The sequence below is a fragment of the Pseudomonas sp. 22526 genome, from assembly GCF_052044735.1.
GTDB classification, from domain to species: domain Bacteria; phylum Pseudomonadota; class Gammaproteobacteria; order Pseudomonadales; family Pseudomonadaceae; genus Aquipseudomonas; species Aquipseudomonas piscium.
Genome location: NZ_JBQENK010000002.1, coordinates 462,240 through 475,643, shown reverse-complemented (window position 1 = coordinate 475,643; position 13,404 = coordinate 462,240). Strand labels below are relative to the sequence as shown.

Below are 13,404 nucleotides of genomic sequence, written 5' to 3'. Positions count from 1 at the left end.
GGTGGGCGACTTCCACTATCTTGGCTGGGACAACGTAAACCCCGATCATACCCGCATTAAGAGAAGCTGCGAAGCAGCATCCGCGAGAAAGCTGACCATGGTTGAAAATAGCGAACTACGTAAAGCCGGCCTTAAAGTGACTCTGCCACGGGTCAAAATTCTACAAATGCTCGATTCCGCCGAGCAGCGACACATGAGTGCCGAGGATGTTTACAAGGCGCTGATGGAAGCTGGCGAGGATGTCGGTCTGGCCACGGTTTACCGTGTTCTGACCCAGTTTGAAGCAGCAGGCCTTGTGGTACGCCACAACTTTGATGGCGGTCATGCTGTATTCGAACTGGCTGACGGCGGTCACCACGACCACATGGTCAACGTGGACTCCGGCGAAGTGATCGAATTCTTCGACGAAGAAATCGAGAAGCTTCAGAAGGCGATTGTCGAGAAGCACGGCTTCGAGTTGGTGGATCACAACTTGGTGCTGTACGTACGCACGAAGAAATAAGCATGTCGCGCGGATGTTGTCCGCGAAACGATCGAAGGCGACCCAAGGGTCGCCTTCGTGCTTTCTGCTCTTTATTAAAGGGGCGGGGACTCAAGCCTTGGCGGTAACCACCATCTTTTTCGCGTGGGCCAGCGACTCCTTGGTCAGGTCGATGCCGCCCAGCATGCGTGCCACCTCTTCGATCCGCTCGGTCTTGCCCAGTTTGGAAACCGCGGTGTGAGTCGCATCGCTGCCGCGCACCTTGTGCACAAAAAGATGTTGATGGCCCTGGGCTGCCACCTGCGGCAAGTGGGTGACCGTCAAGACCTGGCCGCGCTCGCCGAGGCGACGTAACAGCTGGCCGACGATTTCCGCGGTCGGGCCGCCGATGCCGACGTCCACTTCGTCGAACACCAGGGTCGGGACGCGAGAGGTTTGCGCGGTAATCACCTGGATCGCCAGGCTGATCCGCGACAGCTCGCCTCCGGATGCCACTTTGGCCAGGGCCTTGAGTGGCTGGCCGGGGTTGGCGCTGACCAGTAGCTCGACCTGCTCGAGGCCGTTGGGCTGCAATTCGTCGCTGCTGTTGGCGCGCAGTTCGATGGTGAAACGGCCGCCGGGCATGCCCAGGCGCTGGATTTCCTGTTCGACGGCGCTGGCCAGGCTGGTTGCGGCCTGCTGGCGCAGCTCGCTCAGCTCCCGGGCCTTTTCGTGATAGTGCCGGGCAAAGGACTTCAGCTCGTCGCCCAGGCGCTCAATGGACTCGTCGTTGGCATCCAGGGTTTCGATTTCCTCCAGCAGTTTCTGCTGCATGGCCGCCACTTCGGTGGGTTGGATCCGGTGCTTGCGAGCCAGGGTATAGATGGCGTCCAGCCGCTCTTCCAGTTGTTGCAGGCGTGCCGGGTCTGCATCGAAGTGGTCGACGAAGCGATTCAGTTCGCCGACAGCCTCCTCGACCTGGATCTGCGCACTGGCCAGCAGATTGGTGGCTTCCGCCAGGGCACCGGAGCTCTTGCCGATGCTCGACAGGCGATTGAGGCTCACTGTCAGGGCGCTGAGGACATTGCCCGAATCACTTTCGCTGCAATGCTCGACGACCTGCCGGCAGATACCCAGCAGGCTTTCGGCATTGGTCAGGTTCTTGTGTTCGAGCTCCAGTTGCTCGAGCTCGTTTTCACCCAGGGCGAGGTTCTCCAGTTCCTCCAGCTGATAGCTGAGGAGCTGGTGGCGAGCCCGCTGCTCGTCCCCGGAATTGGACAGGCGCTCCAGTTCCTGGCGAGTCTGGCGCCAGCGCTGGGCCGCCAGCGATACCTGGCGGGCCAGGTCGGTAGCGCCGGCGTACTCGTCGAGCAGGCGGCGGTGGGTGTCGGTTTTCAGCAGCGACTGGTGCTCATGCTGGCTGTGGATATCGATCAGCAGTTCGCCGAGAGCCTTGAGGTCGCCTAGCGGGCAGGGGGAGCCGTTGATGTAGCCGCGGGAACGACCTTCGGCGGTGATGACCCGGCGCAGGATGCAGGGGCTGTCGTTGTCCAGGTCGCGTTCGGCGAGCCAGGTGCGGGCCTCGGGAATGTCTTCCAGGTCGAAGGTGGCGAGAATGTCGGCCTTGTCGGCGCCTGGGCGTACCACGCCGCTGTCGGCGCGATCACCCAGGGTCAGCCCCAGGGCGTCGAGCATGATCGACTTGCCGGCGCCGGTTTCACCCGTGATGACGCTCATCCCGCGATCCAGTTCCAGATCGAGATGTTCAACGATGGCGTAGTTGTGTACGGACAGGTGCACCAGCATAAAGGCCGCTCCCAAGCTTTAGGTCTGGTTATTTATACAGTGTTTTGTTTTGGACTGACAATGCCCGGCCTTAGCTCGATTCGCTTGCTTGGCAGATTTTTTTATCGCGTGTGGGAATGGCTGGTGGCCGGTGTTTTGTTTCACCCAATGATTTTTGCCGAGGGCGCGGCCCTTGAACCTGAAAAATGCGACCCCATATACCGGGGCAGAAGCGTGAGTTGAGCTCACGGACGATATTGAAAGGAGAATTTTATGGCTGACGAACAGACGCTGGATACGCAAAACCCCGACGCCAATCAGGCCTCTGAGGCTTCGGGCGAAGATCTGGCGGCTCGTGTGCAAGTGCTCGAAGAGCAGCTGGCTGGCGCTCAGGATCAGGCATTGCGTGTTGCGGCCGATCTGCAGAACGTCCGCCGCCGTGCCGAGCAGGATGTAGAAAAAGCTCACAAATTCGCCCTCGAGCGTTTTGCTGGCGACCTGTTGCCGGTGATCGACAGCCTTGAGCGCGGTCTTGAGTTGTCCAGCCCGGACGACGAAAGCATTCGCCCGATGCGTGAAGGTATCGAGCTGACCCTGAAGATGTTCCAGGACACCCTGAAGCGTTATCAGCTGGAAGCGATCGATCCGCATGGCGAGCCGTTCAACGCTGAACAGCACCAGGCGATGGCCATGCAGGAAAGTGCCGACGTCGAACCGAACAGCGTTCTCAAGGTGTTCCAGAAGGGCTATCAGCTCAACGGCCGCCTGCTGCGCCCGGCCATGGTCGTGGTCAGCAAGGCGCCTGCACCGGTTTCGCCTTCGATTGACGAGAAGGCTTGAAATCGCGCGCGGGGCCCCCATTTATAGGCCAAGCGTTTAAGTGCTACCGCAGTCAGCCACCACTACTGCGGCAACAAAATCCAAAGTTTCGGGAGAGTTAACATGGGCAAAATTATCGGTATCGACCTGGGGACTACCAACTCCTGCGTCTCCATTCTTGAAAACGGCAACGTAAAAGTTATCGAAAACGCTGAAGGCGCGCGCACCACGCCGTCCATCATCGCTTACGCCAACGATGGCGAAATCTTGGTTGGCCAGTCGGCCAAGCGTCAGGCAGTGACCAATCCGCATAACACCCTGTACGCGGTGAAGCGTCTGATCGGTCGTCGTTTCGACGAAGAAGTCGTGCAGAAAGACATCCAGATGGTCCCTTACAAGATCGTCAAGGCTGACAACAACGACGCCTGGGTTGAAGTGAACGGCCAGAAAATGGCTCCGCCACAGATCTCGGCTGAAATCCTCAAGAAAATGAAGAAGACCGCCGAAGACTACCTCGGCGAGGCTGTGACTGAAGCGGTGATCACCGTTCCGGCCTACTTCAACGACAGCCAGCGCCAGGCGACCAAAGACGCCGGCCGCATCGCGGGCCTGGACGTAAAACGTATCATCAACGAACCAACCGCGGCCGCTCTGGCTTACGGCATGGACAAGGCCAAGGGCGATCACACCGTGATCGTTTATGACCTGGGTGGCGGTACTTTCGACGTTTCCGTGATCGAAATCGCTGAAGTCGATGGCGAGCACCAGTTCGAAGTACTGGCAACCAACGGTGACACCTTCCTCGGTGGTGAAGACTTCGACATCCGTTTGATCGACTACCTCGTGGACGAGTTCAAGAAAGAAAGCGGCATGAACCTCAAGGGTGACCCGCTGGCCATGCAGCGCCTGAAAGAAGCCGCTGAAAAAGCCAAGATCGAGCTGTCCTCGAGCCAGCAGACCGACGTCAACCTGCCGTACATCACTGCAGACGCCACAGGTCCTAAGCACCTGAACGTGAAGATCTCCCGCGCCAAGCTGGAATCGCTGGTTGAAGACCTGGTTCAGCGCACCATCGAGCCTTGCCGCATCGCCATGAAAGACGCTGGTATCGACGTCAGCAAGATCGACGACGTGATCCTGGTCGGCGGTCAGACCCGTATGCCGCTGGTGCAGAAGCTGGTGACCGATTTCTTCGGTAAAGAAGCACGCAAGGACGTGAACCCGGACGAAGCTGTTGCCATGGGTGCTGCCATCCAGGGCGCGGTACTGGCCGGTGACGTGAAAGACGTACTGCTGCTGGACGTCAGTCCGCTGACCCTGGGTATCGAAACCATGGGCGGCGTGATGACCGCGCTGATCGAGAAAAACACCACGATTCCTACCAAGAAATCGCAAGTGTTCTCGACCGCCGACGACAACCAGGGCGCAGTGACCATTCACGTGCTGCAAGGCGAGCGTAAGCAAGCCGCGCAGAACAAGTCCCTGGGCAAGTTCGACCTGGCCGAGATTCCGCCAGCTCCACGTGGCGTGCCGCAAATCGAAGTGACCTTCGACATCGACGCCAACGGCATCCTGCACGTAGGCGCGAAAGACAAGGCGACCGGCAAGACCCAGTCGATCGTGATCAAGGCCAACTCCGGTCTGTCCGAGGAAGAAATTCAGCAGATGGTTCGTGATGCTGAAGTCAACGCCGAAGAAGACCGCAAGTTCGAAGAGCTGGCCAGCGCGCGTAACCAAGGCGATGCCCTGGTTCACTCGACTCGCAAGATGATCGCTGACGCGGGCGACAAAGTGACCGCAGAAGAGAAGACTGCGATCGAAGCCGCCGTGGTTGCCCTTGAAGCCGCTATCAAAGGCGACGACAAGGCTGCCATCGACGCCAAGGTCGAAGAACTGTCGAAAGTGTCGGCTCCGGTTGCTCAGAAGATGTACGCCGAGCAGGCTCAGCCGGCAGAAGGCGCAGCTTCGCAGGCCGAGTCGGCCGAGAAAGCCGATGACGTCGTCGACGCCGAGTTCGAAGAAGTAAAAGACCACAAGTAAGACTGCTTGTTGGTCGGCCGGTTGACTGCCTTTGTGCGGTGACTGGTAGGATGTCGCCGCGCGGGAGCTTGCTCCCGCGTTGGCGTGTCTGGAGCAAGCGAATTTTTTACGGCGTGCGGCTCTTTTCGCGCGCTGGCGGTACGGTCGGAAATGCTCCTGCTTTCCGTTCGGGATTACCGCAATTGTCGGCCAGTCTGTTGGTCGTCTATCCAAGACCAGGATCGTTGAATTGACGTGAGTTGGGTCCGGGCCTGTATTGGGGCTCAACGAGTTTGACGAGGCTCAGGAGAGCGTTGTCGAACGTCCTTAAGAGTGCGAAGACTTATGGCAAAGCGTGACTATTACGAAGTATTGGGTGTAGAGCGAGGCTCGAGCGAAGCCGACCTGAAAAAGGCTTACCGCCGCCTGGCGATGAAGCACCACCCGGACCGTAATCCCGGCGACAAAGCGTCGGAAGATATGTTCAAGGAGGCCAACGAGGCCTACGAAGTATTGTCTGACTCGAGCAAGCGCGCGGCTTATGACCAGTACGGTCATGCCGGTGTCGATCCGAGCATGGGTGGTGGTGGCGCTGGTTTCGGTGGCCAGAACTTCTCCGACATCTTTGGCGATGTCTTCAGTGATTTCTTTGGTGGCGGTCGTGGCGGCTCCCGTGGCGGCGCTCAGCGTGGCAGCGACTTGCGCTACACCCTGGAGCTGAACCTGGAAGAGGCGGTGCGCGGTACCACCGTGAATATTCGCGTTCCGACACTGGTCAACTGCAAGCCTTGCGATGGCTCGGGTGCCAAGAAGGGCTCCTCGCCTGTGACCTGCCCGACCTGTGGCGGTATCGGCCAGGTGCGCATGCAGCAGGGCTTCTTCTCGGTGCAGCAGACCTGCCCGCGTTGCCATGGCCAGGGCAAGATCATTTCCGACCCGTGCGATTCCTGCCACGGCGAAGGTCGTGTCGAAGAGTACAAGACGCTGTCGGTGAAGGTGCCGGCGGGTGTCGATACCGGCGACCGCATTCGTCTGTCCGGCGAAGGGGAGGCGGGTACCCAGGGTGGCCCTACGGGCGACCTGTATGTGGTGATCAATGTGCGTGAGCATTCGATCTTCCAGCGCGACGGCAAGCACCTGTTCTGTGAAGTGCCTATCAGCTTCGTTGATGCGGCGCTGGGTGGCGAGCTGGAAATCCCGACGCTGGATGGCCGGGTCAAGCTGAAGATCCCTGAGGGGACCCAGACCGGCAAGCAGTTCCGCGTGCGTGGCAAGGGCGTGGCTCCGGTTCGTGGCGGTGGTGCTGGCGACTTGATGTGCCGCGTTGCAGTAGAAACTCCGGTGAACCTGAGTCGTCGTCAGCGTGAACTGCTCGAAGAACTGCGTGGTTCCCTGGCGGATGACAATACCCACTCGCCGAAAACCACTGGCTGGTTCGAAGGCGTGAAGCGCTTCTTCGGCGACCTGTAAGGAGCGCGGCATGCGACGTATAGCTGTAATGGGCGCCGCTGGGCGCATGGGTAAGAACCTGGTGGAGGCTGTGCAGCAACGCTCGCCGCTCTCCGGGCTTACCGCGGCCATCGTGCGGTCTGGCAGTTCTTTGGTCGGTGCCGATGCTGGCGAGCTGGCCTCGCTGGGGCGCATCGGTGTGTCGATGTCCGACAGCCTGGAAAAGGTCGCCGATGAATTCGATGTGTTGATCGATTTCACGCTTCCGGAAGTGATGCTGAAGAACCTGGCGTTCTGCCGCAAGGCAGGCAAGGCCATGGTGATCGGTACCACGGGCTTGGGCACCAAGGAAAAGCAGGTGCTGGCCGAGGCGGGCAAGGATATTCCGATCGTGTTCGCCGCCAACTTCAGTGTTGGCGTCAACCTGTCGCTGAAGCTGCTCGACATGGCGGCCCGTGTACTGGGCGATGATGCGGACATCGAAATCATCGAAGCGCATCACCGGCACAAGATCGACGCACCTTCGGGTACCGCGTTGCGCATGGGCGAGGTGATTGCCGATGCGCTGGGGCGCGACCTGCAGAAGGTCGCGGTATATGGCCGTGAAGGTCATACCGGTGCCCGCGAGCGGGAAACCATTGGTTTCGCTACTGTTCGTGGTGGTGATGTGGTTGGTGATCACACCGTATTGTTCGCCGCTGAGGGCGAGCGCCTGGAGATCACCCACAAGGCCTCCAGCCGCATGACTTTCGCCAAGGGCGCGGTACGTGCTGCGTTGTGGCTGGACGGTCGTCCGGCGGGTCTTTATGACATGCAGGATGTGCTGGATCTGCGTTGAGATGCATCCAAAACAGGGCTCGGCTTCGCGCTGGAGCCCTGTTTTACCCCGCTAAGCGATGTTCTGTCGCATTCCTCTGCCTTTAAGGCTCTTTAGCGGTGGACCCAAAAAGCCTTTTTCTGTAAGCTACAGCTTTAGTGTGTCCACTAAAAGCGCGCAGAATAATTCAGTGAAGAAGCGGGGTGACGTGTCCATACGTCACTCCGCTTTTTTACAACCTGCGATCGCCCTTTCAGGCTTTATTTACGGGAGGTCTTCTTGACTAAGCCAGCCATACTCGCCCTTGCTGATGGCAGCATTTTTCGCGGCGAAGCCATTGGAGCCGACGGTCAGACCGTTGGTGAGGTGGTGTTTAACACCGCAATGACCGGCTATCAGGAAATCCTTACCGATCCTTCCTACGCCCAACAGATCGTTACCCTGACTTACCCGCACATCGGCAACACCGGCACCACGCCGGAAGACGCCGAGTCCGATCGTGTCTGGTCGGCCGGTCTGGTGATTCGCGACCTGCCGCTGGTCGCGAGCAACTGGCGTAACACCCTGTCCCTGTCCGACTACCTGAAAGCCAACAACGTTGTGGCGATCGCCGGTATCGACACCCGTCGCCTGACGCGCATCTTGCGCGAAAAAGGCGCGCAGAACGGCTGCATCATGGCCGGCGACAATATCTCCGACGAAGCGGCGATTGCCGCTGCGCGCGGCTTCCCTGGCCTGAAAGGCATGGACCTGGCGAAGGTCGTCAGCACCAAGGAAAGTTACGAGTGGCGCTCCAGCGTCTGGAGCCTGAAGACCGACAGTCATCCGACCATCGAGGCTTCCGAGCTGCCGTACCACGTGGTTGCCTACGACTACGGCGTCAAGCTGAACATCCTGCGCATGCTGGTCGAGCGCGGTTGCCGCGTGACCGTAGTGCCTGCGCAAACCCCGGCCAGCGACGCTCTGGCGCTCAAGCCTGACGGTGTGTTCCTGTCCAACGGTCCTGGCGACCCCGAGCCTTGCGATTACGCCATCCAGGCGATCAAGGACGTGCTGGAAACCGAGATCCCGGTCTTCGGTATCTGCCTGGGCCACCAACTGCTGGCACTGGCCTCCGGCGCCAAGACGGTGAAGATGGGCCACGGCCACCACGGTGCCAACCACCCGGTCCAGGACCTGGACAGCGGTGTAGTGATGATCACCAGCCAGAACCACGGTTTTGCGGTGGACGAAACCACCCTGCCGGGCAACGTGCGGGCGATCCACAAGTCGCTGTTCGACGGCACCCTGCAAGGCATCGAGCGTACCGACAAGAGCGCATTCAGCTTCCAGGGCCACCCTGAAGCGAGCCCGGGCCCGAACGATGTGGCACCGCTGTTCGATCGTTTCATCAACGAGATGGCCAAGCGACGCTGAGTGCCCGCCACTGAGGGTGGCCCCGGCATCGGCGGCCCCTTCAGCGCTTCAGAGATTTGATCAAGACGGCTTGCCGACTGACCTGCGGATTTGAGTGACAACCCATGCCAAAACGTACAGACATTAAAAGCATCCTGATTCTCGGCGCCGGCCCGATCGTGATCGGCCAGGCCTGCGAATTCGACTACTCCGGCGCCCAGGCTTGCAAGGCCCTGCGCGAAGAGGGTTACCGGGTCATCCTGGTGAACTCGAACCCGGCGACCATCATGACCGACCCGGCCATGGCCGACGCCACCTACATCGAGCCGATCAAGTGGCAGACCGTTGCCAAGATCATCGAGAAAGAGCGTCCGGACGCTCTGCTGCCGACCATGGGTGGCCAGACTGCGCTGAACTGCGCCCTGGACCTGGAGCGCGAAGGCGTTCTGGAGAAGTTCGGCGTGGAAATGATCGGCGCCAATGCCGACACCATCGACAAGGCCGAAGACCGTTCGCGCTTCGATACCGCGATGAAGGCGATCGGCCTGGAGTGCCCGCGCTCCGGTATCGCCCACAGCATGGACGAGGCCAATGCGGTCCTCGAGAAGCTGGGCTTCCCGTGCATCATCCGTCCGTCCTTCACCATGGGTGGCACCGGTGGCGGTATCGCCTACAACCGTGAAGAGTTCGAAGAGATCTGCGCCCGCGGTTTGGACCTGTCGCCGACCAAGGAACTGCTGATCGACGAGTCGCTGATCGGCTGGAAAGAGTACGAGATGGAGGTGGTCCGCGATAAGAAGGACAACTGCATCATCGTTTGCTCGATCGAAAACTTCGACCCGATGGGCGTGCACACCGGTGACTCGATCACCGTGGCGCCAGCACAGACCCTGACCGACAAGGAATACCAGATCCTGCGTAACGCCTCCCTGGCGGTACTGCGCGAGATCGGCGTGGAAACCGGTGGCTCCAACGTCCAGTTCGGCATCTGCCCGAACACTGGCCGCATGGTGGTGATCGAGATGAACCCGCGGGTATCCCGTTCTTCGGCCCTGGCTTCGAAAGCCACCGGCTTCCCGATCGCCAAGGTCGCGGCCAAGCTGGCCGTGGGTTACACCCTGGACGAACTGTCGAACGATATCACTGGCGGCAAGACCCCGGCGTCCTTCGAACCGTCCATCGACTACGTCGTGACCAAGCTGCCGCGCTTTGCCTTCGAGAAGTTCGCCAAGGCTGACGCTCGCCTGACCACCCAGATGAAGTCGGTGGGTGAAGTGATGGCCATCGGCCGGACCTTCCAGGAATCCCTGCAGAAAGCGCTGCGCGGCCTGGAAGTGGGTGTCTGCGGTCTGGATCCGAAGCTCGACCTGAGCAACCCGGAAAGCATGAACGTGCTCAAGCGCGAGCTGACCGTGCCGGGCGCCGAGCGTATCTGGTACGTGGCTGACGCCTTCCGTGCCGGCATGACCGTCGAGCAGATCTTCGGCATGAACATGATCGACCCTTGGTTCCTGGTGCAGATCGAAGATCTGATCAAGGAAGAGGAGAAGGTCAAGACTCTGGGGTTGTCGGCCATCGACCGCGACCTGATGTTCCGCCTCAAGCGCAAGGGCTTCTCCGACCAGCGTCTGGCCAAGCTGCTGGGCGTGACCGAGAAGAACCTGCGTACCCACCGCCACAAGCTGGAAGTGTTCCCGGTCTACAAGCGCGTCGACACCTGCGCGGCCGAGTTCGCCACCGATACCGCCTACCTGTACTCGACCTACGAGGAAGAGTGCGAGGCGGCGCCTTCGGGTCGCGACAAGATCATGATCCTGGGTGGCGGTCCGAACCGTATCGGCCAGGGCATCGAGTTCGACTACTGCTGCGTGCACGCGGCACTGGCGCTGCGTGACGATGGTTATGAAACCATCATGGTCAACTGCAACCCGGAAACCGTTTCCACCGACTACGACACCTCCGATCGCCTGTACTTCGAGCCAGTGACCCTGGAAGACGTGCTGGAAATCGTCCGCGTCGAGAAGCCAAAAGGCGTGATCGTCCAGTACGGCGGCCAGACTCCGCTGAAACTGGCGCGTGCCCTGGAGGCGGCCGGCGTGCCGATCATCGGTACCAGCCCTGACGCCATCGACCGTGCCGAAGACCGTGAGCGCTTCCAGCAGATGGTCGAGCGCCTGAACCTGCGTCAGCCGCCAAACGCCACCGTGCGCAGCGAAGACGAAGCGATTCGCGCCGCGGCCAAGATCGGCTACCCGCTGGTGGTGCGTCCGTCCTATGTGCTGGGTGGCCGGGCGATGGAAATCGTTTACGAAGAAGAAGAACTCAAGCGCTACCTGCGTGAAGCGGTGCAAGTGTCCAACGACAGCCCGGTGCTGCTGGACCACTTCCTCAACTGCGCCATCGAGATGGACGTGGACGCGGTCTGCGACGGCAAGGATGTGGTGATCGGCGCGATCATGCAGCACATCGAACAGGCTGGCGTGCACTCCGGTGACTCCGCTTGCTCGCTGCCACCCTACTCGCTGCCTGCGCACATCCAGGACGAGATGCGCGAACAGGTCAAGAAGATGGCCCTGGAGCTGGGCGTGGTCGGCCTGATGAACGTACAGCTGGCCCTGCAGGGTGAGCAGATCTACGTCATCGAAGTGAACCCGCGTGCTTCCCGTACCGTGCCGTTCGTTTCCAAGTGCATCGGGGTTTCCCTGGCGATGATCGCCGCGCGCGTCATGGCGGGTAAGACCCTGAAAGAGCTGGGCTTCACCAAGGAAATCATTCCTAACTTCTACAGCGTCAAGGAAGCGGTGTTCCCGTTCGCCAAGTTCCCGGGCGTCGACCCGATCCTCGGCCCAGAGATGAAGTCGACCGGTGAAGTGATGGGCGTCGGTGACACCTTCGGCGAAGCCTTCGCCAAGGCCCAGATGGGCGCCAGCGAAGTGCTGCCGACCGGCGGTACCGCGTTCATCAGCGTGCGCGACGACGACAAGCCACTGGTTGCGGGCGTGGCTCGTGATCTGATCAACTTGGGCTTCGAAGTGGTTGCCACTGCCGGTACTGCCAAGCTGATCGAAGCGGCAGGCCTGAAGGTGCGCCGTGTGAACAAGGTGACTGAAGGTCGTCCGCACGTGGTCGACATGATCAAGAATGACGAGGTCACGCTGATCATCAACACTACCGAAGGTCGTCAGTCGATCGCCGACTCTTACTCCATCCGTCGTAACGCCTTGCAGCACAAGATCTACTGCACCACTACCATTGCTGCGGGCGAGGCCATCTGCGAAGCGCTCAAGTTCGGTCCGGAAAAGACCGTGCGCCGCTTGCAGGATCTACATGCAGGATTGAAGGCATGAATAAATACCCAATGACCGTCCAGGGCTCCAAGGCCCTGGAAGAAGAGTTGACGTTCCTCAGCAAGGTCGAGCGGCCGCGCTTGAGCCAGGCCATCGGTGAGGCTCGTGAACTCGGTGACCTCAAGGAAAACGCTGAATACCATGCCGCCCGCGAGGAGCAGGGAATGGTTGAGGCGCGCATCCGTGACATTGAAGGCCGCCTGCAAAACTCGGTTGTCATCGATGTGACGAGCATTCCTCATTCGGGCAAGGTGATTTTCGGCACCACCGTCGAAATCGCCAACGTCGAAACCGATGAAAGCGTCACTTACCAGATCGTTGGTGAGGATGAGGCTGACATCAAGCTCGGCAAGATCTCTGTAGGTTCGCCCATTGCCCGTGCCTTGATCGCCAAGGAAGAGGGTGATGTGGTTGCCGTTAAAACGCCTAGCGGCGTGATCGAGTACGAGATTGTCGAAGTCCGCCACATCTGAGCGAGGGCGTCTGCTGAATGCAGGCGCCATGCTCTGGCAGCTGACCCAGATGTTGTGGGTTGGCGGTGTGTGGTTGTTGCATGTCGGCTTATTGCCGGTGCTGGGCCGGATTGGCCTGGCGCCGCTGCTGATCGAAGAGATCGGCAATGTGCTGAGTGCGCTGCTGGTTGGTTTTTCAGCGGTGTGCGTCGTTCTTCAGATGCTGGTATTGGTGCGTGCTGAAGGGCTGGCGAGCCTGTGGCGGGATATGCGAGGGCAGTTGCTGTTGATGGCGTTATGTGCGTGCGCGATGTATTTCGTGGTGCGCTTAGGGCTGTCGGATGTCGAGCGCTGGCAGTTGTTCAGCTATCTTGTCTTGGGTTTTTCCGGCCTGGTGCTGGTATTGCAGCCTGTACCTGGATGGAGTGGCAGGGCGCGCGAAGCGCACCCTTGACCCCTGTCGACGTCAGTGGAAGCGATGGACGTTGGACAGTTGCTTGTTTACCTTGGCGTTCTTGCGATAAATCAACGCCATTTTGCCGATGACCTGCACCAGATCCGCTTTGCCGGCCTTGCACAGTTCGGCAATGGCTTCCAGGCGGGACTCGCGTTCGAGGATGTTGAGCTTGATCTTGATCAGCTCATGATCGCTCAAGGCGCGTTCAAGTTCGGCCAACACACCTTCGGTCAAACCGTTGTCAGCCACAGTCAATACTGGTTTCAGATGGTGGCCAATGGATTTGTACTGTTTCTTCTGCTCTTGAGTGAGCGGCATAATCTGACCCCTGCGTCTGATCTTGTAAAAAGCGGCGGCCAGTTTACCCGAGCGCGTCCGGGACCGCCCAGTTAATCACGACCCGT

At 59.9% G+C, this 13,404-nt stretch carries 11 protein-coding genes; 9 read left to right on the top strand and 2 right to left on the bottom strand.

Going from position 1 to position 13,404, the window contains the following annotated elements; all coding sequences use genetic code 11:
• Nucleotides 1-97 precede the first annotated feature (97 nt).
• Entirely contained in the window at nt 98-502 is a 405-nt protein-coding gene (gene fur, locus ACTJKT_RS04550; protein WP_007920840.1) for a ferric iron uptake transcriptional regulator, read from the top strand.
• A gap of 90 nt (nt 503-592) precedes the next feature.
• Here the strand turns inward: fur and recN are convergent, their stop codons facing one another.
• Nucleotides 593-2,266, bottom strand: coding sequence for a DNA repair protein RecN (gene recN, locus ACTJKT_RS04545; protein ID WP_440786316.1), 1,674 nt, complete (start codon nt 2,264-2,266; stop codon nt 593-595).
• Nucleotides 2,267-2,518: 252 nt separating this feature from the next.
• Between recN and grpE the strand changes: the two genes are divergently transcribed.
• The 8 genes from grpE (at nt 2,519) to ACTJKT_RS04505 (ending at nt 12,997) form a co-directional block, all read left to right on the top strand.
• The gene (gene grpE / locus ACTJKT_RS04540; protein WP_025810033.1) at nt 2,519-3,085 is read left to right on the top strand and encodes a nucleotide exchange factor GrpE; all 567 of its coding nucleotides are present in this window, start codon (nt 2,519-2,521) and stop codon (nt 3,083-3,085) included.
• A gap of 102 nt (nt 3,086-3,187) precedes the next feature.
• Nucleotides 3,188-5,104, top strand: coding sequence for a molecular chaperone DnaK (gene dnaK / locus ACTJKT_RS04535; RefSeq protein WP_025810034.1), 1,917 nt, complete (start codon nt 3,188-3,190; stop codon nt 5,102-5,104).
• Between the two features lie 324 nt (nt 5,105-5,428).
• A complete protein-coding gene (gene dnaJ, locus ACTJKT_RS04530) occupies nt 5,429-6,553 on the top strand; it encodes a molecular chaperone DnaJ (protein ID WP_007920853.1) in 1,125 nt (374 codons plus the stop codon).
• Between the two features lie 10 nt (nt 6,554-6,563).
• Entirely contained in the window at nt 6,564-7,370 is an 807-nt protein-coding gene (gene dapB / locus ACTJKT_RS04525; protein WP_440786315.1) for a 4-hydroxy-tetrahydrodipicolinate reductase, read from the top strand.
• Between the two features lie 258 nt (nt 7,371-7,628).
• A complete protein-coding gene (carA, locus tag ACTJKT_RS04520) occupies nt 7,629-8,765 on the top strand; it encodes a glutamine-hydrolyzing carbamoyl-phosphate synthase small subunit (RefSeq protein ID WP_440786314.1) in 1,137 nt (378 codons plus the stop codon).
• Nucleotides 8,766-8,869: 104 nt separating this feature from the next.
• The gene (carB, locus tag ACTJKT_RS04515) at nt 8,870-12,091 is read left to right on the top strand and encodes a carbamoyl-phosphate synthase large subunit (protein ID WP_007920860.1); all 3,222 of its coding nucleotides are present in this window, start codon (nt 8,870-8,872) and stop codon (nt 12,089-12,091) included.
• Entirely contained in the window at nt 12,088-12,564 is a 477-nt protein-coding gene (gene greA / locus ACTJKT_RS04510; RefSeq protein ID WP_440786313.1) for a transcription elongation factor GreA, read from the top strand. The genes carB and greA overlap by 4 nt, the downstream gene beginning before the upstream one ends.
• Nucleotides 12,565-12,592: 28 nt before the next feature.
• Nucleotides 12,593-12,997, top strand: a complete 405-nt coding sequence (locus ACTJKT_RS04505) for an MFS transporter (protein ID WP_440786312.1) — start codon at nt 12,593-12,595, stop codon at nt 12,995-12,997.
• 12 nt (nt 12,998-13,009) lie between these two features.
• Here the strand turns inward: ACTJKT_RS04505 and ACTJKT_RS04500 are convergent, their stop codons facing one another.
• Nucleotides 13,010-13,318 (bottom strand): YhbY family RNA-binding protein, encoded by a 309-nt coding sequence (locus ACTJKT_RS04500; protein WP_007920867.1) that lies wholly within the window; start codon nt 13,316-13,318, stop codon nt 13,010-13,012.
• Nucleotides 13,319-13,404: the final 86 nt, after the last annotated feature.

Coding starts and splice junctions, on each gene's coding strand:
- recN (WP_440786316.1), bottom strand. CDS start 2,266: ATGCTGGTGCACCTGTCCGTACACAACTACGCCATCGTTGAACATCTC.
- greA (WP_440786313.1), top strand. CDS start 12,088: ATGAATAAATACCCAATGACCGTCCAGGGCTCCAAGGCCCTGGAAGAA.
- ACTJKT_RS04500 (WP_007920867.1), bottom strand. CDS start 13,318: ATGCCGCTCACTCAAGAGCAGAAGAAACAGTACAAATCCATTGGCCAC.
- grpE (WP_025810033.1), top strand. CDS start 2,519: ATGGCTGACGAACAGACGCTGGATACGCAAAACCCCGACGCCAATCAG.
- dnaJ (WP_007920853.1), top strand. CDS start 5,429: ATGGCAAAGCGTGACTATTACGAAGTATTGGGTGTAGAGCGAGGCTCG.
- carB (WP_007920860.1), top strand. CDS start 8,870: ATGCCAAAACGTACAGACATTAAAAGCATCCTGATTCTCGGCGCCGGC.
- dnaK (WP_025810034.1), top strand. CDS start 3,188: ATGGGCAAAATTATCGGTATCGACCTGGGGACTACCAACTCCTGCGTC.
- dapB (WP_440786315.1), top strand. CDS start 6,564: ATGCGACGTATAGCTGTAATGGGCGCCGCTGGGCGCATGGGTAAGAAC.
- fur (WP_007920840.1), top strand. CDS start 98: ATGGTTGAAAATAGCGAACTACGTAAAGCCGGCCTTAAAGTGACTCTG.
- ACTJKT_RS04505 (WP_440786312.1), top strand. CDS start 12,593: ATGCTCTGGCAGCTGACCCAGATGTTGTGGGTTGGCGGTGTGTGGTTG.